The organism is Sphingobium naphthae, assembly GCF_043589935.1.
Taxonomy (GTDB): Bacteria; Pseudomonadota; Alphaproteobacteria; order Sphingomonadales; family Sphingomonadaceae; genus Sphingobium; species Sphingobium naphthae_A.
The window spans coordinates 2,482,262-2,505,103 of sequence record NZ_CP171454.1 but is presented as its reverse complement, the minus strand read 5'-3'; the positions used below and the strand labels follow the sequence as shown (position 1 = coordinate 2,505,103).

General features: G+C 66.5%; 19 protein-coding genes. 12 read left to right on the top strand and 7 right to left on the bottom strand.

Annotated elements, in window-relative coordinates; all coding sequences use genetic code 11:
• The first annotated feature begins 322 nt into the window (after window positions 1-322).
• The 10 genes from ACGGKE_RS12410 to ACGGKE_RS12365 all read left to right on the top strand — a co-directional run bounded on the left by ACGGKE_RS12410 (window position 323) and on the right by ACGGKE_RS12365 (window position 14,110).
• Entirely contained in the window at window positions 323-1,528 is a 1,206-nt protein-coding gene (locus tag ACGGKE_RS12410) for a rhamnogalacturonan acetylesterase (protein WP_394438316.1), read from the top strand.
• Between the two features lie 11 nt (window positions 1,529-1,539).
• Window positions 1,540-3,060, top strand: a complete 1,521-nt coding sequence (locus tag ACGGKE_RS12405; RefSeq protein WP_394438314.1) for a glycoside hydrolase family 28 protein — start codon at window positions 1,540-1,542, stop codon at window positions 3,058-3,060.
• A gap of 69 nt (window positions 3,061-3,129) precedes the next feature.
• On the top strand, window positions 3,130-3,444 hold the full coding sequence (locus tag ACGGKE_RS12400) for an L-rhamnose mutarotase (RefSeq protein ID WP_228167547.1): 315 nt from the start codon (window positions 3,130-3,132) through the stop codon (window positions 3,442-3,444).
• Between the two features lie 11 nt (window positions 3,445-3,455).
• Window positions 3,456-6,467 (top strand): beta-galactosidase, encoded by a 3,012-nt coding sequence (locus tag ACGGKE_RS12395; RefSeq protein ID WP_394438311.1) that lies wholly within the window; start codon window positions 3,456-3,458, stop codon window positions 6,465-6,467.
• Window positions 6,468-7,583: a glycoside hydrolase family 105 protein gene (locus ACGGKE_RS12390; protein WP_394438309.1), complete on the top strand. Its 1,116-nt coding sequence runs from the start codon at window positions 6,468-6,470 to the stop codon at window positions 7,581-7,583. It abuts the gene before it with no gap.
• 26 nt (window positions 7,584-7,609) lie between these two features.
• Window positions 7,610-9,190: a glycoside hydrolase family 28 protein gene (locus ACGGKE_RS12385; RefSeq protein ID WP_394438307.1), complete on the top strand. Its 1,581-nt coding sequence runs from the start codon at window positions 7,610-7,612 to the stop codon at window positions 9,188-9,190.
• Between the two features lie 137 nt (window positions 9,191-9,327).
• Complete coding sequence (locus ACGGKE_RS12380) at window positions 9,328-10,851, top strand: MFS transporter (RefSeq protein WP_394438305.1); 1,524 nt, start codon at window positions 9,328-9,330, stop codon at window positions 10,849-10,851.
• A gap of 19 nt (window positions 10,852-10,870) precedes the next feature.
• Window positions 10,871-12,055, top strand: a complete 1,185-nt coding sequence (locus tag ACGGKE_RS12375) for an SGNH/GDSL hydrolase family protein (RefSeq protein ID WP_394438303.1) — start codon at window positions 10,871-10,873, stop codon at window positions 12,053-12,055.
• On the top strand, window positions 12,052-13,017 hold the full coding sequence (locus ACGGKE_RS12370; protein WP_394438301.1) for a family 43 glycosylhydrolase: 966 nt from the start codon (window positions 12,052-12,054) through the stop codon (window positions 13,015-13,017). The genes ACGGKE_RS12375 and ACGGKE_RS12370 overlap by 4 nt, the downstream gene beginning before the upstream one ends.
• A 49-nt stretch (window positions 13,018-13,066) precedes the next feature.
• The gene (locus ACGGKE_RS12365) at window positions 13,067-14,110 is read left to right on the top strand and encodes a LacI family DNA-binding transcriptional regulator (RefSeq protein WP_394438299.1); all 1,044 of its coding nucleotides are present in this window, start codon (window positions 13,067-13,069) and stop codon (window positions 14,108-14,110) included.
• 6 nt (window positions 14,111-14,116) lie between these two features.
• Here ACGGKE_RS12365 and ACGGKE_RS12360 read toward each other — a convergent pair whose 3' ends face one another.
• The 7 genes from ACGGKE_RS12360 to rhmD all read right to left on the bottom strand — a co-directional run bounded on the left by ACGGKE_RS12360 (window position 14,117) and on the right by rhmD (window position 20,862).
• The gene (locus ACGGKE_RS12360) at window positions 14,117-14,935 is read right to left on the bottom strand and encodes an alpha/beta hydrolase (RefSeq protein WP_394438297.1); all 819 of its coding nucleotides are present in this window, start codon (window positions 14,933-14,935) and stop codon (window positions 14,117-14,119) included.
• A complete protein-coding gene (locus ACGGKE_RS12355; protein WP_394438295.1) occupies window positions 14,922-15,959 on the bottom strand; it encodes a glycoside hydrolase family 43 protein in 1,038 nt (345 codons plus the stop codon). The genes ACGGKE_RS12360 and ACGGKE_RS12355 overlap by 14 nt, the downstream gene beginning before the upstream one ends.
• Window positions 15,959-17,023: an L-rhamnose/proton symporter RhaT gene (gene rhaT, locus ACGGKE_RS12350; RefSeq protein WP_394438293.1), complete on the bottom strand. Its 1,065-nt coding sequence runs from the start codon at window positions 17,021-17,023 to the stop codon at window positions 15,959-15,961. Before rhaT ends, ACGGKE_RS12355 begins: the two co-directional genes overlap by 1 nt.
• The gene (locus tag ACGGKE_RS12345; protein ID WP_394438291.1) at window positions 17,020-17,922 is read right to left on the bottom strand and encodes an amidohydrolase family protein; all 903 of its coding nucleotides are present in this window, start codon (window positions 17,920-17,922) and stop codon (window positions 17,020-17,022) included. The genes rhaT and ACGGKE_RS12345 overlap by 4 nt, the downstream gene beginning before the upstream one ends.
• Window positions 17,923-17,995: 73 nt before the next feature.
• Window positions 17,996-18,745 (bottom strand): SDR family NAD(P)-dependent oxidoreductase, encoded by a 750-nt coding sequence (locus tag ACGGKE_RS12340; RefSeq protein WP_394438288.1) that lies wholly within the window; start codon window positions 18,743-18,745, stop codon window positions 17,996-17,998.
• Window positions 18,742-19,599, bottom strand: coding sequence for a fumarylacetoacetate hydrolase family protein (locus ACGGKE_RS12335; RefSeq protein ID WP_394438286.1), 858 nt, complete (start codon window positions 19,597-19,599; stop codon window positions 18,742-18,744). Before ACGGKE_RS12335 ends, ACGGKE_RS12340 begins: the two co-directional genes overlap by 4 nt.
• A gap of 27 nt (window positions 19,600-19,626) precedes the next feature.
• A complete protein-coding gene (rhmD, locus tag ACGGKE_RS12330; protein ID WP_394441972.1) occupies window positions 19,627-20,862 on the bottom strand; it encodes an L-rhamnonate dehydratase in 1,236 nt (411 codons plus the stop codon).
• A 137-nt stretch (window positions 20,863-20,999) separates the two neighbouring features.
• Here rhmD and ACGGKE_RS12325 point away from each other — a divergent pair, with 137 nt between their 5' ends.
• Window positions 21,000-21,866: an IclR family transcriptional regulator gene (locus ACGGKE_RS12325; protein ID WP_394438283.1), complete on the top strand. Its 867-nt coding sequence runs from the start codon at window positions 21,000-21,002 to the stop codon at window positions 21,864-21,866.
• 185 nt (window positions 21,867-22,051) lie between these two features.
• Window positions 22,052-22,816: an SDR family NAD(P)-dependent oxidoreductase gene (locus tag ACGGKE_RS12320; protein WP_394438281.1), complete on the top strand. Its 765-nt coding sequence runs from the start codon at window positions 22,052-22,054 to the stop codon at window positions 22,814-22,816.
• Window positions 22,817-22,842 lie beyond the last annotated feature (26 nt).

The window sequence follows — 22,842 nt, the reverse complement described above, 5'->3', positions numbered from 1 at the left end:
TTTCCGGGAGCCCACATTGTGGAACTGTAGCGCATTTTATACCAGTTTTTGCAGCCACGCTACCAAAATCAACATGTGAGCAAATGTCCCATAATATGGGCGATGCCTGACAAAATCCCTTGCCCGCCTCGCCAATCCCGATATATGGTTGCATCAACTATTTAACGGGACGGAGAATCCCCTTGAGGACATTGGCCCCGCCTCATCCCGCCTGGCGCGGGCCACAGCCATCGCCGCCTCTGCACGGGCGGTCGGCTTGGGGAAATGCGTTATCTGAAACGCATTTCCCCATTTTCCTTCACCCAGCGACGCGCGCGCTGCCATGACCCTGCCGCTGATCCTCACGCTGATGGCGGCCGCCGCCGCGCCTGCTCCGCTGCATTTCGACCTCAGCGACGGATCGGCGCTGCGCCGGCAAAGCTATCGGGCCGGCGGCCATGGCATGGAGCCGGGCGGCGCGGCCGACGATTATCTCTTCTCCGTCGCCCTGCCACCGGGCAATTATCGCGTCACGGTCCGGCTCGGCGATCCCGCTCGGGCTGGCGACACCACGGTCAAGGCGGAAGCGCGGCGGCTGATGCTGCGCAACGTCTCCACGCGTCCCGGCCAGTTCGTCGAGCGCAGCTTCATCGTCAACATCCGCACCCCCGCGCTCGCGCCGCCGCCGGAGACGGCCCCCGGCGGCACGCAGGTGACCCTCTCGCCCGGCGATCGCGCCGAATATACCTGGGACGACAAGCTGACGCTGGAATTTCTGGGCCAGCCCCGCGTCGCCGGCGTCGCCATCGCGCCGGCCGATGTGCCCACGCTCTACCTTGCCGGCGATTCGACCGTCACCGACCAGTTCGCCGAACCCGCCGCCAGCTGGGGCCAGATGCTGCCCGCCCTGCTGGACGATGGGGTCGCGGTCGCCAACCATGCCAAGTCCGGCGCGACGATGAAGAGCTTTTCGACCGACCTGCGCATGGCGAAACTGTTTTCGGACATGAAGGCCGGCGACTGGCTGTTCATCCAGTTCGGCCATAATGACCAGAAACGGCAATGGCCGCAGACCTATGTCGATCCGCAGGTCACCTATCCCGCCTGGCTGCGCGTCTATATTGCCGAGGCGCGGCGGCGCGGCGCGCATCCGGTGCTGGTCACCTCGCCCGAGCGGCGCAATTTCGATGCCGACGGCCGGATACAGGACACGCTCGGCGCCTATGCCGACGCGATGCGCCAGGTCGCACGCGCCGACCATGTGCCGCTCATCGATCTCCATGCCGACAGCCGCGCCCTCTACGAAGCGCTCGGCCCCGCTGTCGCGCCCACCGCCTTCAACGATGGCGGCCGCGACCGGACGCATCACAATAATTATGGCGCCTGGCTTCTCGCCAGCGCCGTGGCGCAACGGATCAGGACCGTCCTTCCCGCGCTGGCGCCGCACGTCGCCGCGCCCGCTTCCGACCCGCGCCATCCGCCCAGCGCGGCGCAGGTCAGCATCGTCCCCAGCCTGATCCACAGCGATCAGCGCCCGGCCGGCAGTTGAGGGCGATGGCGATGAGCCGCCGCGACGTGGCGCTGGGCCTGATCGCCGGGGGCCTCGCCACCCTGCCCTTCCCCGCCCATGCCGCGCGCCGCTTCGACGTGCGCGACCATGGCGCGCGCGGCGATGGCCGGGCGATCGACAGCGACGCGATCAACGCCGCCATTCTCGCCGCCTCGGCCGCCGGCGGCGGCACCGTCCTGCTGCCGCGCGGCCGCTATCTCTGCTTCTCCCTCCGCCTCAGAAGCCGGGTGACGCTACTGCTGGGCGAAGGCGCGGTGATCGAGGCCGCCGATCCCGCCCGCCATGCCGGCCGCTACGACCTGCCCGAAGCGGGGACCGATCAGCTTTATCAGGATTTCGGCCACAGCCACTGGCACAACAGCCTCATCTGGGGCGAGGATGTGGAGGAAGTAGCGATTCTAGGCCCGGGCATGATCCATGGCGTCGGCCTCACGCGCGATGGCCCTGGCGCGCGCTGGCGCAAGCAGGCAGGCGAACGACCGCTGTCGATGCAGGGCATGACCGATGCGCAAATCGCCCAGCTGGAACCCGATGCGGAAAAGATGCGCGGCCTCGGCAACAAGGCGATCGCGCTCAAAAACGGCCGCGATATTCGCCTGTCGGGTTTCACCATCCTGAAGGGCGGCCATTTCGCCATTCTCGCCACCGGCACGCAGCGGCTGACGATCGACGGGCTTACCATCGACACCGATCGTGATGGCATCGACCTCGATTGCGTGCGCGACGTGCGGGTCGAACGCTGCCGGGTCAATTCGCCCAATGACGACGCCATCGTGGTCAAGAGCAGCCATGCACTCGGCCGCGCGATCGCGGCGGAAAATATCCTGATCCGCGACTGCGACGTGTCCGGCTATGACATGGGGTCGATGCTCGACGGCACCTGTCGCATGACGCAGCAGTTCGCGCCAGACCAGGATCGCGTCACCGGCCGGATCAAGCTCGGCACCGAAAGCAATGGCGGCTATCGCAATGTGCGGATCGAGGATTGCCGCTTCACGCACTGCCGGGGCCTCGCGCTCGAAACGGTGGACGGCGGGGTGATGGAGCATGTCGTCGCGCGGCGGCTCACCCTGCGCGACGTAACCACCGCGCCCCTCTTCCTGCGCCTAGGCGATCGGCGGCGCGGGCCCGACGGCACCGGCATCGGCGCGATCCGCGACATCGAAATCAGCGAAGTGGACGCGCGCGGCATCGACCTTCGCTTCCCCGCCGCGCTGGCGGGCCTGCCCGGCCATCCGCTGCGCGACATCGTCCTGCGCGACGTGCATCTTGTCTATGCGGGCGGCGGCACGGCGGCGGACGCGCGGCGGCGGCCGGCGGAACTGGCGGACGCCTATCCCGAACCCAGCATGTTCGGCGTGCTGCCCAGCTGGGCGCTGTGGGCGCGGCATGTCGACGGGCTGACGCTCGATCGCTTCACCGCCGAAACCCGGACGCCCGACGCGCGCCCGGCTTTCGCCTTCGATGATGTCACCCATCTCAGCATGCGCGACACGCCTTTGGCCGATTGACTAATATATGGGACGTTGCTACCAAATATCGGTCTAAGGTTCCATAATATGGTTTGATGAGGGGAAGCCATGACGATCCACGCCTTCAAGATGCAGCTCAAGCCCGGCGTGGTCGACGAATATCGCCGGCGCCATGACGAGATATGGCCGGAGCTGTCGGCTTTGCTGTCCGATTCGGGAATCTACGACTATTCGATCTTCCTGGACGAAGACACGCTCAGCCTCTTCGCCGTGCTGAAGCTGCGCGCCGACAACAGCCGCGACGCCCTGCCCGATCATCCGGTGATGAAGCGCTGGTGGGACTATATGGCGCCGCTGATGGACGTGCAGCCCGGCAACCAGCCGCGCGAATGGCCGCTTCCGCTGCTGTTCCACATGGACTGACGGCAGGCCCCATGCGCACTCTGATCGCCGCCCTGCTGCTGGGCTCGTCGCTCGCCGCCGCCCTGCCCGCGCTCGCGCAGGAGGCGCGGCCCACCGCCAATCTCTCCGCCCCGGTCAAGACCTTCGGCCGCGTCTCCTATGACGCGCGCTCGCTGATGATCGATGGCAGGCGGACCATCATCTGGGGCGGCGAATTCCACCCCTTCCGCCTGCCCTCCCCCGACCTGTGGCGCGACATCCTCCAGAAGATGAAGGCGAGCGGTTTCAACACCGTCGCCCTCTATTTCGACTGGGGCTATCACAGCCCGAAACAGGGGGTCTACGACTTCACCGGCATCCGCGATCTCGACCGGCTGCTGACCATGGCGGAGGAGGAGGGGCTCTATGTCATCACCCGCGCCGGCCCCTATGTGAATGCGGAACTGACGCGCGGCGGCTTTCCCGGCTGGCTGGTCAACCAGCGCGCCCGCGCCCGCACCGACGATCCAGATTATCTCAGGGCCGCCGACGAGTGGCTCAGCCATATCAACGCCATCATCGCTCGGCATCAGATCAACGCCGATCCCGAACGCGAATATGGCGTCATCCTGCACCAGATCGAAAATGAGCTGGCGCTGACCACCCCGGCGCAGCGGCGCTACATGGATCATCTCTATGCCAAGGCGCGCGCCGACGGCATCACTGTGCCGATCTTCCACAATGACCAGGGCCGCAACGGCTATTGGACGCCGGAAAGCAGTTCGGTGGACAAGGTCGTTCCCGGCCCCAACGACATGTACGCGTTCGACGGCTATCCCGGCGGCACCTGCACGGTGGAGGGGGAGCCGACGCGCGGATCGGCCGCGCCGGACTGGGGCTATTATGGTCCGGGCGGCGCGAAGGGCGGCGCCTCCGCCTCGCCCGATACCCCCGGCTTCCTTGCCGAATTTGGCGGCGGCTGGTTCGACTATTGGGGGTCGAACGGCGGCTATGAGTGCAACGCCATCCAGCGCGGCAAGCGGTTCCAGCGCCTCTTCTACGGCACCAACCTCGCCAACGGCATCGGCATCCAGAGCTTCTACATGACCTATGGCGGCACCAGCTGGGGCTGGCTGCCCGCGCCGGTGGTGTTCACCAGCTACGATTATGGCGCCGCCATTTCCGAACCGCGCGCGCTGCGCGACAAGGCGCAGGAAATGAAGCAGCTGGGCGGGCTGATCGCCTCGGTCCCCGACCTGGCCGGCATGGTCCCGGCCGGCGCCGTCCGGATCAGCGATCCCGACATCCAGATCTATCATAACAAAAGTCCGGAAACCGATGCCCGGTTCCTGATGGTGACGCACAAGCCGTCCAACGGCCAGACCCGCGACAGCTTCAGCTTCACCGCCGACCTGCCCGATGGCCGCTACACCGTGCCGATGCAGTTGAACGGCTTCGACGCCAAATGGCTGATCGCCGGCACGAACCTCGGCGGCCAGCGGCTCGTCTATTCCACCTCCGAACTGCAATCGGCGCAGACCCTGGGCGGCTCCGACCTCATCCTCCTCTACGGCCGCGCCGGCGAACCGGGCGAAACCGTCCTGCGCTATGCCTCCGCGCCCAAAGTGACGATGGTCGAAGGTCAGGCGACCAGCGCCTTTGATGCCGCGAGCGGCGACCTCAAGATCGGCTACACCCATCAGGGCCGCGCGGTGCTGCGGATCGAGGGCGGCGGCCGCCCGCCGCTCACCCTCATCCTCGCCGACGAAGCCGAAGGCGCGCAATATTGGCGCCGCGACGGACTGCTGGTGCGCGGCCCGGCCATGCTGCGCGACGCGACGATCCGCGGCGGCACGCTCGCGCTGACCGGCGACACCGCACAGGACAGCCCGCTCGAAATCTGGGCGCCTCCTGCGATGCGCGCCGTCACATGGAATGGCGCCCGGGTCGCGACCGCCGCCACGCCGGCCGGCAGCATCGCCGCTACGCGCCCGCTCGCCGGTCCCGCCGCCATCGCTCTGCCCGCGCTTACCGACTGGCGCATGGCCAAGGGCTCGCCCGAAGCCGATCCATCTTTCGACGACAGCGGCTGGCAGGCGATCGACCGCCGCGCCTATGCCAGCATCACCGCCCGCCCCGATGGCCAGCCCAACATGCTGATGGACGCCTATGGCTTCCATGAAGGCGATGTCTGGTATCGCGGCCGCTTCACCGGCACGCCCGACGCGCGGGCGCTCTCGCTCTATTATGGCGCTGGCGGATCGGGCCTTGTCCAGGCGTGGATCGACGGCCAGTACCTGGGCGAAGCGGAAACGCCCCATGGCCTGCCCCGCCCGATCACCACCGGCACCGCGCGGTTCGCCCTGCCCGCCACCGCCCAGTCGGGCGCGCATGTCCTCTCCGTCATGGTCCGCAACAACGGCCATAACTGGGATCTCGACGCCGATGATTTCCACAAGGAAGCGCGCGGCCTCATCTCCGCCTCGCTGGAAGGCGGCCCGTCCGGCCGCAGCTTCGCCGTGCCGATCGCCTGGAAGATCCAGGGACGCAAGGGCGGCGAGACGCTGGCCGACGCGGTGCGCGGCGTCGCCAATAATGGCGGCCTCTATGGCGAGCGCATGGGCTGGCACCTGCCGGGCTTCGATGACGGCGCCTGGACCAAAGCCAGCGTCCCCGCGTCCCGGGCGACGCCGGGCACCAGCTGGTATCGCACCGTCTTCACGCTCGACGTGCCCAGGGGGCAGGACGCGACCATCGGCCTCAGCTTCGGTGATCCGGCCAAGCCCCGCTCACCAGGGCGCTATCGCGTGCTGATCTTCGTCAATGGCTGGAATATGGGGCAGTTTATCGCCCATATCGGCCCGCAACGCACTTTCCCCATGCCCGAAGGCATCCTCAACCATCGGGGCAAGAACCATGTCGCGCTCGCCGTCACTTCGGACGGCGCGCCGGGCGATGCGCTCGAAGCCGTGCACCTCGTCACCCTTCGCAATGTCAAAGGCGGTCTGCCGGTGCAGATGGTAGCCGCGCCCTCTGCACCTTCAGACCTCAAGGAGATCCAATAAGTGGCCGCTCTCAATCATGATGTCCCGCGCAGCCAGGTCGTTGACGCCATCGACCGGCTGATGGACAATCTCGTCAATATCAAGGACGAGACGGGCGAGTTCCTGCTCCATCTGGACGATGGGCGCATCATCGACACCAAGGGATGGGCCGGCTGGGAATGGACCCATGGCGTCGGCCTGTTCGGCATGTGGCGCTATTTCGAGCAGACCGGCGACGCAAAGGCGCTCGCCATCATCAAGCAATGGTTCGAGGATCGCTTCGCCGAAGGCACGCCGACCAAGAATATCAATACAATGGCCCCGTTCATCACGCTGGCCTATCTCTACGAATATGAACCCGACCCGCGCTACATCCCCTATCTCGACACCTGGGCCGAATGGCTGATGGCGCCCGACGGCCTGCCCAAGACCGAAGAGGGCGGGTTCCAGCACATCGTCTATAATGACGAAAACCCTGGCGAAATGTGGGACGACACGCTGATGATGTCGGTGCTGCCGCTGGCCAAGATCGGCCTTCTGCTGAACCGCCCCGCCTATGTGGAGGAAGCCAAGCGGCAGTTCCTGGTCCACATCAAATATCTGTTTGATACCAAGACGGGCCTGTGGTTCCACGGCTGGGATTTCAATGGCCGCCACAATTTCGCGCGGGCGCTGTGGGCGCGCGGCAATTGCTGGGTGACGATCGCCATTCCCGAGATCATCGAGATACTGGACCTCAAGGACGGCGACTTCTTCCGCACCTTCCTCATCGACACGCTGGCCGCACAGGTGAAGACTCTCAGCGAAACGCAGGACGCCGAAACGGGCCTCTGGCACACGCTGATCGTGGATCCAACCAGCTATCTCGAAGCTTCGGCCACCGCCGGCTTCGCCTATGGTGTCCTGAAAGCGGTGCGAAAGGGCTATCTGCCTCGCCATTATGAAGAGATCGGGATCAAGGCGGTGCGCGGGGTGCTCGCGAATATCGACGAGGCCGGCGAATTGCAGCAGGTCAGTTTCGGCACCGCGATGGGCGACACCCAGCAATTCTACAAGGACATTGCGCTCACCTCCATGCCCTATGGCCAGAGCCTCGCCATCTGCGCGCTGGGCGAATTTCTGCGCACCTATATCTGACGCGGCGAGCGGGGGACGAAAGGGAGATGGAAGGACCGTTCGACCGCCGCTTTCTGCTGAAGGGCGCCGCCGGCATGTCGATGCTGGCGGCGCTTCCCGCGCGGGCCCGGCCGCTGCCCACGGGCATCGTCAATGTCCGCGACTTCGGGGCGCGGGGCAATGGCCATCATGTCGACAGCCCCGCGATCGACCGGGCGATCGCCCATGCGGCGCAGCGTGGCGGGGGCACCATCTATTTTCCACCCGGCACCTATGCCAGCTATACCGTTCATCTGCGCAGCAACATCACGCTGTGGCTGGATCGCGGCGCCACGCTGCTTGCCGCCTCCGTGCCGCTGACCGGCCTTGCCAGCGGCGGTTATGACGCGGCCGAACCGCAGGATCCGGCGATCGCGCCGTTTCAGGATTTCGGCCATAATCACTGGCGCAACAGCCTGATCCATGGCGAAGGCCTGCACGACATCGCGATCTGCGGCGATGGCCTCATCTGGGGCAGAGGGCTTTCGCGCGGCCATCCCGACAAGGACCGGACCGCCGCCGAATTGCCCGGCGTCGGCAACAAGGCGATCGGCCTCAAAAACTGCCGCAACGTCGCCTTGCGCGACTTCTCCATTTTGGAGGGCGGACACTTTGCGCTGCTCGCGACCGGCGTGGACAATCTGCTGATCGACAATCTCACCGTCGACACCAACCGCGACGGGTTCGACATCGACTGCTGCCGCAATGTCCGCATCAGCAACTGCACGCTCAACACCCCGTATGACGACGCGATCGTGCCCAAGTCCAGCTACGCGCTGGGCTATCCCCGCGCGACCGAGAATGTGACGATCACCAATTGCCACGTCAGCGGCAGCTATGCCGTGGGCAGCCTGCTCGACGCGACCTACAGGCCCCTGACGCGCAGCCGCGACACCTGGCTGCTCGGCCGCATCAAATGCGGCACCGAAAGCAATGGCGGCTTCAAGAATATCACCATCAGCAACTGCGTCTTCGATCGCTGCTGGGGCATCGCGCTGGAAACGGTCGATGGCGCGGTCATGGAGGATGTGGCGATCAGCAACATCACCATGCGCGGCTGTCACAGCCCGGCGCTGTTCCTGCGTCTGGGCCGCCGGATGCGCGGCCCGGCTGGCGTTCCGGTGGGTGCGATGCGGCGGGTGCTGATCGACAATCTGACCTGCCAGAGCGGCTCGATGCTGCCGTCCATCATCGCCGGGGTCGCCGGTCACCAAATCGAGGATGTCAAGATCAGCAACATCTTTCTCGACCAGCCGGGTGGCGGCGATGCGGCTATGGCGGCGATCGACCCGCCGGCCAGGGAAGACGACTATCCCGATCCCGACCGCTTCGGCCCGCTGCCTGCGACCGGCTTCGTCATGCGCCATGCGCGCAACGTCGAATTGGCCCATGTCGAGGTGCGGACCCGCGCCGCCGATGCCCGTCCCGCCTTCTGGCTCAAGCATGTTGACGGGTTTGACGGCGCCTTCCTCAAAATGCCCGCTGCCGCCCCCGCCCTGCGCATCGAGCAAAGCAGCGGCGTACGAACCATCGGCCTGCGGGGACGGGAGGACCGGATGATCGATGCGCAGCGACCGGTCAGCTTCTGACTTGCAGATGTCTCACATTCTATTATAGCTGTTCACATTGTGGCACGCAGCCGATCGCTGCGCGCTTGCCCGATCCGGCGGCCAGAACAAAGCCCAATGCCGCCGCGCGACGAAACTGACCAGGCGGAGGATGCCCGTTGCCAGACCCTACCCCGATCGCCGCTCGTCCGGTCCGCCTGCATAATTACCTCGCCTATGGCTCCAACGACGTGCTGGGCGCGGGGTCGATGGCGGTCATCTCGGGCTGGGTGCTGATCTTCTATACGCAGTTCTGCGGCCTTTCCGCCGGCCAGGCGGCGACGATCTTCGCGGTGGCGCGGTTCCTCGACGCCTTCGCCTCGCCGATGATCGGCTATATCTCCGACCATTTCGGCGGCACCTGGCTTGGCCAGCGCTTCGGCCGCCGCCGCTTCTTCATCCTCGCCGCCATTCCCCTGCTGCCCAGCTTCGCGCTGATGTGGCTGCCGGGGCAGGGTTTCTGGTATTATCTCGTCAGCTATGTGCTGTTCGAACTGGTCTATGCGATGGAGATCATTCCGTTCGAAACGCTCGCCGCCGAAATGTCGAGCGACTATCGGACCAAGGCCAAATTCGCCGGATCGCGCATCCTCTTCGGCCAGGCCTCGGCAATCCTCGCCGGCTTCCTGCCGCTCTGGCTGATCGAGGCGCTGGGCCGCGACAGCGCCGACACCTTCTTCTACATGGGCGTCATCTTCGCCATCCTGTTCATGGCGACCGCCGGTCTGCTCTACGCCTTCAGCTGGGAACGGCACCTGCCCACGGGCGCTGCCGCCCAGGTGGCGCGGCATCGCGCCGGCGGACCGGGCCAGGCGCTTAAGGCGCTCTATCGCAACCTCTTCTCGACCATGCGCATCCGCGCCTTCCGCCTGCATCTGGGCATGTATCTGGGCGGCTATATCAGCCAGGATATTTTCAACGCGGCCTTCACCTTCTTCGTGATCTTCGCGCTCGCCGGGTCGACCGCCATCGCCTCGGGCCTGCTCGGCACCATGTATATCGTTCAGTTCATGGCGGTGATCATCGCCATCAACCTGGCGCTGCGCGCGTCGCCCTCGCGCGCCTATCAGGTCGCGGCCGCCGACTTCGCCGTGGGCGTGCTCGCGCTCGTGGCGCTATGGCTGATGGGCGTGCCGGCGACCTCGCCCTGGATCTGGCTGCCGATCATCCTGGCGGGCTTGGGCCGCGGCGCGCTCAACTATATCCCCTGGGCCACCTATAATTATATGGCCGACGTCGACGAGATCGTGACCGGCCAGCGGCGCGAAGGCAGCTTCGCAGGCGTCATGACCTTCGTGCGCAAGGCGACGCAGGCCGCCGCCGTCGCGGGCGTGGGCTTCATCATGCAGGCGGGCGGCTTCGTGTCGGGCGCGCAGGTGCAAAGCGACCAGGCCATCCTCACCATGGCGCTGCTGCTCGGCATCGGCACGGTCGGCTGCCTGGCGGCGGGCATCTATGTCTCGACACGCTTTCGCCTGAGCCCAGCCACCCACGACATATTGATGCGCGAAATCGAGCATCTGCGCAGCGGCAAGCGCACGCCCAGTTCGCCCGGCGCGGCCGCTGTGGTGGAGGATCTGTCGGGCTGGCGCTACGACCAGCTCTGGGGCAATAATCCGGTGGCGGGCGCCGCCGCGAAATAGACAAAGGGAGAAGAGACGGATGCGCAGCCTGATTTCGGCCACCCTGCTGCTCGCGTTGGCGAGCGCGCCGGCGCAGGCGCAAAGCTGGTCGCGCAGCTGGATGGCCGCGCCCCTGGCGTCCCGCACCGCGCCGGAGAAGCGCCCCGACCTCAGTGATCGCACGCTGCGGCAGGTGGTGCGCATCTCGACCGGTGGGGACCGCATCCGCCTGCGCCTCTCCAACGAGATGTCGACCCGGCCGCTGCTGCTGGGCGCGGTGCATGTCGCGCTTGCCGGCGCCAATGGCCAGACCCTGCCCGGCACCGACCGGGTCGTGACCTTCAACCAGGCGCAGGGCGCCACCATTCCCTCGCGCGCACCGCTGCTCAGCGATCCGATCGCCATGCCGGTCAAGCCGCTGGCGCGCCTCGCCATCAGCATCCATCTGCCCCAGGGCGCGCCCGACGCCACGGTCCACAGCTATTCCGCCGCCACCGGCTGGACCGCGCCGGGCGACCAGACCGCCGCCACCAGCCTGACCGACGCCACCACGCTGGGCCCGCGCGTCATCATCACCGGCGTGGAGGTCGAAAATCGCAAGCCCGCCCGAACCATCGTTACCCTGGGCGATTCGATCACCGACGGCGTGCGCGCCACGCCCGACAGCGACCGCCGCTGGCCCGACCTGCTCGCCGAGCGGCTGCAGCGCGGCGGCATGATGCTGACCGGCGTCGCCAATGCGGGGATCAGCGCCAACCGCCTATTGTCCGAAGGCGATGGCTATAACGCCCTCGCCCGCTTCGACAGCGACGTGCTGGCGGTGCCCGGCGTCAGCCATGTCGTCATTCTCGAGGGCGTCAATGATCTGGGCGCGGCGGCGCGCGACCGGCAGCCGATGCTGCCGCCCGCCGCCGTCATCGGCGCCTATCGCCAGATGATCGCCCGCGCGCACGATCGCGGCGTCAAGGTGATCCTGGCGACCATATTGCCCTATAAGGGCGCAGGCTATTGGAGCGCGGCGGGCGAAGCCAGCCGCGTCGCCATCAACGACTGGATCCGCACCAACAGGGAAGCGGACGGCTATGTCGATCTCGCCAGGGCCATCGCCGATCCCGCCGACCCGGCGCGCATGGCCAAAGCCTATGATGTCGGCGACGCGCTCCATCCCAATGATGCGGGCTTCCGCGTCATGGCCGATGCGATCGACCTGTCGCTCTTCCGATGATCGCCGCGCTCCTGCTGCTGGCCGCCGCCAGCCCGCCGGTGGCGCCACGGCCCCTTTACCGCGATCCCGTCCATGACGGCGCGGCCGACGCCTCGACCGTCTATGACAAGGCGACCGGCGAATGGGTGATGTTCTACACCAACCGCCGCGCCGACCTGCCCCGCGCGGATGACAAGGATGTGCGCTGGGTCCATGGCACCGCCATCGGCATCGCGCGGTCGAAGGACGGCGCGCACTGGCGCTACAGCGGCATGGCAGCGATCCCCGAACGCTGCACCGGCGCCACCCTATGGGCGCCCGAGGTGCAATGGCTGGGCGGGCAATGGCATATGTGGCTGACGGTCGTGCCCGGCATATTCCGCGACTGGAACGCCCCGCGCTTCATCGTCCATCTGACCAGCCCCGACCTTGCGTCATGGACCTGCGGCGAGCGGCTCGATCTCGGCTCCGACCGCGTCATCGACGCCAGCGTGCTGGCGCTGCCAAGGGGCGGCTATCGCCTCTTCTTCAATGACGAGCGCCAGGACAAGGCGATCGTCACCGTCGACAGCCCGGACCTTGTCCACTGGACGCGCGGCCAGCGGCTGACGCGGACCCCGGGCGAAGGGCCCAAGGCGTTTCGCTGGAAGGGACGGACCTGGCTCATTTCCGACGCCTGGAAGGGGCTGCTCGTCATGCGCTCCGATGATGGCGGCGACAGCTGGACGATCCAGCCCGGCCATATCCTGGCGCAGCCCGGCCGCCACCCCACCGACCGCGCCAAGGGGCAGCATCCCGACATCATCGTGGCGGGGGATCGCGCCTATATCCTCTATTTCGTCCATCAGCATGGCGAGGCGGAGGCGAAGGCCGATCCCGAATGGGGCCGCCGCACCGTGATCCAGATCGCCGAGCTTCGCGAGGAGGACGGCATCATCAGCGTCGATCGCGACGCGCCGGCCATCGTCCGCCTGGCGCCCTGAACGCTCGCCGATTTTCCTTGGCCGCGAAAGCGGCTAAGGGTCGGTGACGATGCAGAAACAAGACCGCAAGCCGCCCACGATCAAGGATGTCGCCGCCCATGCCGGCGTGTCGGTCATGACCGCATCGCGCGCCATCAACGGCAAGGCGCTGGTCAGCGCCGGCGCGCGCGAAGCGGTGGCGCAGGCGGTCCAGGCGCTGGGCTACGTCCCCAACGCCTCGGCCCGCGCGCTCGCCGGCAGCGCCGATCGCCGCGTCGCCCTGCTGCACAGCAACAGCACCACCTCCGCCTATCTCGGCGAATTGCTGCTGGGCGCGCTGGCCGAAGCGCCGCAGCGCCATCTGCATCTGGTGGTCGAACAATGCGCGCCCGGCGCCTTCGCGCAGGAAATCGTCGATCAGGTGGCGCAGGCGCATGTCGCCGGCGTCATCCTGCCGCCGCCCCTGTGCGACTGGTCGGAGCTGGTCGAGCAACTGGCGCAGCGCAACATCCTCGTCGTAGCCATCGCGCCCGACCGCGACGGGCCCGACATGCTGTCCGTCGGCACCGATGATCGCCATGCCGCCTATGACCTCACGCGCCATCTGGTCGATCTCGGCCATCGCCGCATCGGTTTCATCGAGGGCAATCCCCGCCACCGCGCCAGCGCGCGCCGCCTGCAGGGCTTTCGCGACTGCCTCGCCGATCATGGCATCGTCGCCGATTCAGCGCTGGTCGCGCCGGGCGACTTCTCCTTCCGTTCGGGCCTCGACGCCGCCGAACAGCTGCTCGGCCTCGACACACCGCCCACCGCCATCTTCGCCTGCAATGACGACATGGCGGCCGCCGCCATCACCGTCGCGCATCAGCGCAAGCTCAACGTCCCGGGCGACATCAGCATCTGCGGCTTCGACGACACCCCGCTCGCCAGCGCCATCTGGCCCGCGCTCACCACCATCCGCCAGCCGATCCGCGACATGAGCCGCGAGGCGATCGGCCTGCTCGGCATGCGCTTGCGCAGCCCGGATGACGGCGCGCATGGCGTCATTGGCAAGGTGAAGCTCGACTATCAGCTGATCCGCCGTCAGTCGGACGCGGTGCCGGCGCGGCACTGATCGCGGCTACAGGAATCCCACCTGCCGCAGCCAGGCTTCGCACAAACGGGGCCAGAGCGACACCGGCCGATCCGGCGTGTCGAGCGCGAACCCATGGGGGGCGTCGGCGAAGATATGGAGTTCGCTGCTGCCGCCCGCGTCCCTCAGCGCGTCGTGCAGCCGCTGGGCGTTGATGGCGGGCACCACCGGATCGTTGCCGGCATAGACGATGAAGGTCGGCGGCGGATCGGGCAACAGCTGGACGTCGGGCTGCAACGCATCATAGAGGGCCTGCTTTTCCACCGGCGGCAGCGGCGGCTTGTCCGGCACGATGGTGCGGCCCTTGGCATTGGTGGAAATTGGCGCATAGCCGATCACCATGACGTCCGGCCGTTGCGCCCCCGCCGTCCCCCATGCCGCAGGGTAGCGGGCCGCGAGGCAGGCGGCGAGATGCCCGCCCGACGACAGGCCGATGACGCCCAGCCCCCGATCGGCCAGGCCGCTCCCCCGGATCATCGCCATCGCCGCCAGCGCATCGTCCAGCGGCGCGGACGGGCCGGTGCCGGCGTCAGGAAAGCGGTGGATGAGGACAAAGGCGTGATAGCCAAGGCCATTCAGCCAGCGCGCCACCTGCACGCCCTCGCGCCCCGCCATCAACGCGGTATAGCCGCCCCCGCCCAGCACCAGCATCGCCCGGCCATTGGGCGCATCGGGCGCATAGCCCAGCAGCACCGGCCGCTCGACCGCGCTGACGACCGCCGCTTCGGGCGCCGCGGCTTCATCCTCCAGCGTGAACGCGCCGCTTTGCGCCGCGCGCAGCGGCCAGACCAGATCAGCAGCCAGCATCGCGCACCTCCATCGGACAGCCATGAGTGGGATAGGCCTCGCCATCCAGCTCCACCGCTTCGCGCACCACCTCCAGCCGGTCGCCCGCGTCGCGCATCTCGTAGAATTTGGCGAGCGCTCGCTTGAAGGGCCGGTGCAGCACCAGCATCAGCCGCCCGTCGAACGCGCGGAACATCATGCCATGGCCGCTATCCTGCTCGACCAGCGGCCCCAATTGCGTCCAGGGCCCCGCCAGCGTTCCGCTTTCCGATCGCGCCTGCGCCTGGACATAGCCATGCCTGCCCCAGCTCGACCACAGCATCAGCAGCGCGCCGTCCTTCGTGCGCAGCATTTCCGGCCCATCGGTGACATAGCCGGTATCGCCCTCGGGCTGCCTCTGCCCCACCACCCAGTCGGCCGCATCGGCGCGGAACAGCATGCGGGGCTTGCCGGCCGGCGACAGATCGTCCTTAAGCGGCAGCGCCTCGATCGTGCCGACGCCTTGTTGCAGCCATTCATGCGCATAGACCATCCACGGCTTGCCCGCCGCATCGACATGCAGCGTGCCGTCCAGCGTCATGTCCCCCGGCGGCGTCGGCGGCTCGCCCTTGTGGATCAGGCTGTAGGGCCCGTCGATCCGGTCCGCCACCGCCAGCAGCGTCGCGCGGCGATAGAGCCGGCGCTTGCCGGGCGATGGCAGGGCCGCAGCCTCATTGTGGAAGGTCGCGAACAGATACCAGCGCCCCTTCCACCTGTGGACCTCCGGCGCCCAGCCGCCCTCCTTCGCCCAAACATCCTCGGGCAAGGCGAAGACCAGCTTGGGCCTTTGCCAATGGGCCAGGTCGCCGCTGGCATAGGCCATGATGCCGGTGCGACGGTCGCCGGTGACGGCCGGGTCGTTCCTGGAAAAAAGCCAGTAGGTCCGGCTCTGCGCTTCCGCCACCACCCAGGGATCGTGGATGCGAAGATGCGACGTCAGCAGCGGCGCGTCCGCCAGCGCCGGCGCGGCAAGGCTCAGCAGCAGCGCGGCGATCGGCCAGCGCATCAGCCCGCCATCCGGTTGCCATAGCCGATGATCAGCGTGGCGACGATCAGCAGCGCGACGCCGCTCCACACCATGCGGCGCACCGCCGGCGCGGCGTCCTTCCATTCGCGAAAGGCGAAGCCCCAGCAGGTGCCGAAGATGATGATCGACGCCATGTGCAGCGTCCAGCTGGAAAAGCCGAACCGCCCCATCTGGCTTTCGCCCATGGTGTAGAAGAAGAACTGGAAATACCAGGCGGTGCCCGCCAGCGCGCACAGCAGGAAATTGGGCAGCAGCCTTGGCCGCTGGCCGCTGGCGTCCGGCGCGCCGGCCCATTGCCCGGCCGACCTGTTCTTCGCGATCAGCCAGCCGCACCACAGCGCATTGGTGATGAGCCCGCCGAACATGACGAGACACAGGGTCGGCAGCCCGGTCCATAATGGCCCGGTCCCTGCCGCCGCCGACAGCGCCTTGACCGGCTCGCCCGCCGCCAGGCCAAAGGCGAAGCAGCTCGACATGATGCCGGAAAAGATGGCGACGGCGATGCCTTTGCGGAAATCGAACTCGGCGACGGCCGCGGCCTTCTGCGCCGGGGACAGCGCCGCATCCTTGCGCGCGCCGGCGCGGGCGACGACGATGATGCCCGCCAGCGTGACCGCCAGGCCCAGCAGCACGATCTGCCCATGCGTGGTCCCGACGATCTCGCGCATGAACGTGCCCTCGAAGATCGGCGGGATCAGCGTCCCGAACACGGTGCAGAGGCCGAGCACCACCGCCATGCCGAGCGAGAGGCCGAGATAGCGCATGGTGAGACCATAGGTCAGGCCGCCAAAGCCCCAGAGAAAGCCGAAGAAGACGCACCAGCCGACGATGGTGGACGGCACTTGGCGCATCACCCCCATCAGGTCGCGCGTCTGCACCGCGGCGAAGAACCAGGGCGCGATCACCCAGGAAAAAATCCCGCCGGTCAGCCAGAAAATCTCCCAGTTCCAGCGCTTGACGCCGCGAAAGGGCACATAGAAGCTGGCCGAGGCGAAGCCGCCCAGCCAGTGAAACAGCACGCCGAGCAGCGGATTGGGGTTCATAGGTCGAGTCCCAGGCGATAGAGGCGATTGGCGTTGCCGCCGAACAGGGCGCGGCGGTCCGCTTCGGGAAAATCCGCGACGATGGCGTGATAGGCTTCCATGTAGCGGTCGATTGGACCGAACAGCTTGTCGGTCGGCGTGTCGCTGGCGAAGGCGCAGCGCTCCACGCCGAACAGGTCGATCGTCTCGCCCACCAGATGCGCGACGGTCTCGCGGCTCCAGTCGCGGCGGACGAAGCCCATGCCCGACAGCTTGACCGCGACATGCGGCAAGCGGCTGAGCGCCGTCATGCCCGCGCGCCAATCCTCCAGCCCGTCGGCGTCGGTCAGCACCGGCATCCCCATATGGTTGACGATCACGGGAATGTCGGGGTGCCGCTCGATCAGGGAGGCCAGCCCCGGCATCTGCCCGGGATAGCATTGCAGGTCGAACGACAGGCCATATTTGGCGAGCAGGGCATATCCCGCTTGCCATAGCGGATCGACGGTCAGGTCGACCGGGCCATAGGTCCGCTGCGGATCGCCATGCCAGTTGACGATATGGCGAATGCCCTTGACGCGCGGATGCGCGGCTTGCGCGGCCAGCAGAGCGTCAAGATCGGGATCGTTCAGCGCGGCAAAGGCGACGATGCCGGTCGGCAGCCCCTCGATCTGGGCCAGGCCATCCAGCCATTGCGTCTCGCGCAGCGCGCTTTCCGCCGCCGCGCCCGCATCGACATGCACCGCGCCGACGACATTCCAGCGGGCGAGGTCGGCGCGATAATCGGCGATGCCATAATTGCGCGCGATCGGCTCGACGCTGCCATTTGGGCCTTCGTCCGAAAAAGGCGGACTCAGCCAGTCATAGCGTATGTGGTTCAGGTCCCACAGATGGATATGGGCATCGACAAAGGGGATCATGTTGGCCTCTCCGATACGGGGACGAAGCGGCGCGCCGGTTCTTGAACGACCGGTCGCGCCGCGCGACTTTAGCTCAGAAGGTCGTGCGTCCGCCGGACGTGTCGAAGGTCGATGCGGTGGTGAAGCTGCACTCCTCGCTCGCCATGAAGCAGACCATCGCGGCCGATTCCTCGACCAGGCCCAGGCGTCCCATCGGGATTTTCGAGCGCATATAATCGACCTGGCTTTGCGGCAGCTGATCCAGGATCGGGCTTTCGAACGTCGCGGGCGTCAGGGCGTTGGCGATGACGCCCTTGCCGGCCAGTTCCTTACCCAGGCTCTTGGTGAAGCCGATCACCCCGGCCTTGCTCGCCGAATAGGCGCTGGCATTGGGATTGCCCTCCTTGCCCGCGACCGAGGCCAGGTTGACGATCCGGCCATAGCCATTGTCCAGCATGAACGGAACGACCGCCCGGTTGCAGTAGAAGAGGCCGTTCAAGTTGATGTCGATCACTCGGCTCCAGCTGTCGACCGGATACTCCCACACGGTGGCCGTTGCGCCGGTGATGCCGGCCGAACAGACCAGGATGTCGACCTTGCCCAGCGCCGCCGCGCTGTCCTTCGCGGCGGCGGCCACGGCGGCCTGATCGGACACGTCGAGCGCGACCACATGGGTGGCGCCGATTTCGTCCTTCGTCGCGGCCAGCGCATCGGCATTGAGGTCCCACAGCGCCACCTTGCCCCCCTCGGCGACGATGCGCGCGGCAACCTGCTTGCCCAGGCCCGACGCGCCGCCGGTGACGATGGCGCAGCGGCCTTCATAGCGTCCGGGGAAGACGCTCATCCCAGCACCTCGTCACCCAGATGGCGCCATTCCGACACCTGCTGGCGCTGCGTGCCCAGCTTTTCGATGCCCAGTTCCATGACGTCGCCGGCCTTCAGGTAGATGGCGCTGGGCTTCTTGCCCTCGCCCACGCCCGGGGGTGTGCCGGTGATCATCAGGTCGCCGGGATAGAGGGTGATATATTCGCTGACATAGGAAATCAGCTGGGCGACGTTGAAGATCATCGTCTTGGTGTTGCCGGTCTGCATCCGTGTCCCGTTGACGTCGAGATACATGGAGAGGTTCTGCGGGTCGCCCACTTCGTCGGGCGTCACCAGCCAGGGGCCGACCGGGCAGAAGGTGTCGTGCCCCTTGCCCTTGCTCCACTGGGTGCCGCGCTGCTTCTGGTTGAAGCGTTCCGACACGTCGTTGACCAGCACATAGCCCGCGACCTTCGACAGCGCCTCTTCCTCGCTGACGAACCGGCACGTCTGGCCGATCACCACGCCCAGCTCGACCTCCCAATCACCATGGGTCGAATTTTTCGGCAGCACCACTTCGTCATTGGGACCGTTGAGCGACGAGAGCGCCTTCATGAACATCATCGGCTCGGTCGGGATCGGCAGGTTCGATTCGATCGCATGGTCCTCATAATTGAGGCCGATGGCGACGATCTTGCCGATGCCCTTGACCGGCACGCCATAGCGCGGCTGGCCCTCGACCAGCGGCAGCGACGCGACATCCGCACCCTTGGCGGCGGCCAGCGTCTCGATCGTCAGTTCGGGCACCACGCCCGACAGGTCGCGGATCCGGCCGTCCGCATCGACGATACCGGGCTTTTCCTGGCCACGCTGGCCAAAACGGCAGAATTTCATGGGATCAGTCTCTCTTCTTGGGAAGGATCAGTGCGTGTAGGGACGGTGCATCGCGATGTCGGGATTGAGGTCGACGCCAAAGCCCGGCTTGTCGAGCGCGCTCACCTTCATCCGCCCATTTTCCGGCACCGGCTCGCCCAGCAATTGGGGATGGAACATCGGCACGACTTCGGTCGGCCCCGGATGCATCATCAGATACTCGGCGAAGGGCGAATTATGCCGGGTGATGACGAAATGATAGGAATAGACCGAAGACCCGTGCGGCACGACCATCTTGCCATGGGCATCGGCCAGCGCACTGATCTTGAGCAATTCGGTCACGCCGCCGCACCAGCCGACATCGGGCTGGATGATGTCGCAGCAGTCCATTTCCATCAGCATGCGAAAGCCCCAGCGAGTCGCCTCATGCTCGCCGGTGGTCACCAGCATCCCCTTGGGCACGTTGCGCTTCAATGCGGCATAGCCCCAATAATCGTCCGGGCTGATCGCTTCCTCGATCCATTTGAGGCCCAGATCATGCGCGGCGATGGCCAGCCGGGTCGCATAGTCGACATCCAGCGCCATCCAGCAATCCCACATCAGCCAGAAATCATCGCCGACCCGGGACCGCATCTCGGCCAGTTCGGCGATGTTCTTCTTCAGGCCCTCGACGCCTTCGGCCGGGCCATGGTGCAGCGGCATCTTGCCGCCGATGAAGCCGAATTCCTTCGCCTTGTCCGGCCGCGCGCCGGTGGCGTAAAATTGCAGTTCATCGCGCACCGCGCCGCCCAGCAGATGATAGACCGGCTCCTGCCGCAGCTTGCCCAGCAAGTCCCACAGCGCCAGGTCGACGCCGGAAATCGCGTTCACGACCAGCCCCTTGCGGCCATAATATTGGGTCGAAAAATACATCTGGTCCCAGATTTTCTCGTAATCGGTGGGCGCGCGCCCTTCCAGGAAGCGGGCGAGATGCTTTTCCACGATATAGGCGGCCGGTTCGCCGCCGGTCGTGACCGCGAAGCCGACCGTGCCGTCCTCCGCCTCGATCTCCACCACCAAAGTGCCCAGTACGTTGATGCCGAAGCTCTGGCGCGAATGGCGATATTCGGGATAGCGCGACATCGGCGTCGCAATGTGATCGTCGATCCAGTGGCCCTCGCCCTGGTCATGATAGTCGGCGCCGCCCCCGCGCACGGTGAAGGCCCGGACATGTTTGATCTTCGGCAAGCTCACGATCGGCACGCACTCACTCCTTGAACCCTGCCGCCGCCCGCATAGGGGCATCGACGGCAACCTGTTTGCATATGCGGTCAAACTCGCAGGACATGGGCGAGCATGAGGGTCTGGCGCGATCGAGAAGAATCATGTCGGCCCCTCCTTCACCCTTGTTTTTCTCATTTTGTGGGATAGAGTATTAGTAGATGAGACAAAATTCGTCAAACCCTGAATTGGGTCCAAGGGCGGGAGGACGAGAGGCTATGGCGGACGGCGGGGAAAGGACCGAAACGGCCAAGGCGTCGGGGTCGCAGACGCTGCAGCGCGGGCTCGACCTGCTCGACCAGGTGATCGACGGCCCGGTGAAGCTCGCCGACCTTTCCGAACGCATGGGTCTCACGCGCTCGACCACCCATCGTCTCGCCAACGCGCTGGTCGATCGCGGCTTCCTGACCTTCCTCCCGCGCGAGGGCTATCAGCTGGGGCCCAAGCTGCTGCAACTGGGCTTCCTTGCGCAAAGCCAGGCCGATGTGGTGCAGATCGCGCGCCCGCATCTGGAGGCGCTGGCCGCCGCCAGCGAGGATGTGGTGCATCTGGGCCGCCTCGACGGCGACCAGGCGCTGTATCTCGACAAGATACCCGGCCGCCGCCGCGTCGAAATCTCCAGCCGCATCGGCGATCGCCAGCCGCTCACCTCCACCGGTCTTGGCAAGGCGTTGCTGCTCGACGATCCCGAAGCCAATTGGCGCCGCCTGTTCGACGCCGACCAGGCGGCGGGCACGCATCCGGTGGACTATGATGTCTGGCTCGACCGGATGCGCGGCTATGCCAGCGCCGGACGCGCCTTCGACCTGGAGGAGAATGAGGATCAGATACGCTGCGTCGCCGCTCCCATCCGCGACGCATCGGGCGCCATTGTCGCCGCCATCAGCCTGTCGAGCGCCGCCCAATATATGGACGACGCGCGCATGGACATGCTGACCCAGGACGTGCGCGCCACCGCGCAGAAAGTCAGCGCGGACCTCGGCTGGACTCCCGGCGTCAAGCCGCCCCGCCGCCTGGCGAGACGCTAGAGGCATGACCCGGCCCGCCTCCTCCCAGAATCCTCCCCCATGGGGGCGGGGGACCGCCAGCGAAGCTGGTGGTGGCGGGGTGTCGCCCTCCCGTTGGCGGGACATGCTTCCGTCTGGCCTTCGGCCATCCACCTCCCCTGCCAGGGGAGGATTTTCACTATCGCTACAGCAAGGAAATGCTCCCTATGAAGCTGCTTGAAGGCAAGACCGTCCTCGTCACTGGCGCATCCACCGGCATCGGCCGCGCCGCCGCCGTCGGCGCCGCCCGGCATGGCGCCGATGTCGTCATCAACTATGCCCATAGCGACGGCCCGGCCGCCAGCTGCGTCGCCGAGATCGAGGCGCTCGGCCAGCGCGCCATCGCGGTAAAGGGCGACGTCGCCGACCCGCAGACCGCGCAGGATTTCGTGGCCAGGGCGGTGGACGCCTTCGGCAAGGTTGATGTCATGGTCAGCAATGCGGGCATCTGCCCCTTCCACGCCTTTCTCGACATGCCGGTCGACGTGGTGGAGCGCACTTTCAGGGTGAACCTCCACGGCGCCTATTTCATGGTGCAGGCGGCCGCGCAGCAGATGGTAAAACAGGGCCATGGCGGATCGATCGTCGCCGTCTCCTCCATCTCCGCGCTGGTCGGCGGCGAATATCAGACTCATTACACTCCGACCAAGGCGGGCGTGCATTCGCTGATGCAATCGACCGCCATCGCGCTTGGCAAGCATGGCATACGCTGCAACAGCGTCCTGCCCGGCACCATTCTCACCGAAATCAACAAGGATGACCTCGCCGATCAGGAAAAGCGGGAATATATGGAAAAGCGCACCCCGCTCGGCCGCCTCGGCCAGCCCGAGGATCTCGCCGGCCCGATCGTCTTCCTCGCTTCCGACATGGCCGCCTATGTCACTGGCGCGGCGCTGCTGGTCGATGGCGGCATGTATGTGAATCTGCAGTGATTGAGGCGCCCTCCTGCTCCCGGCGC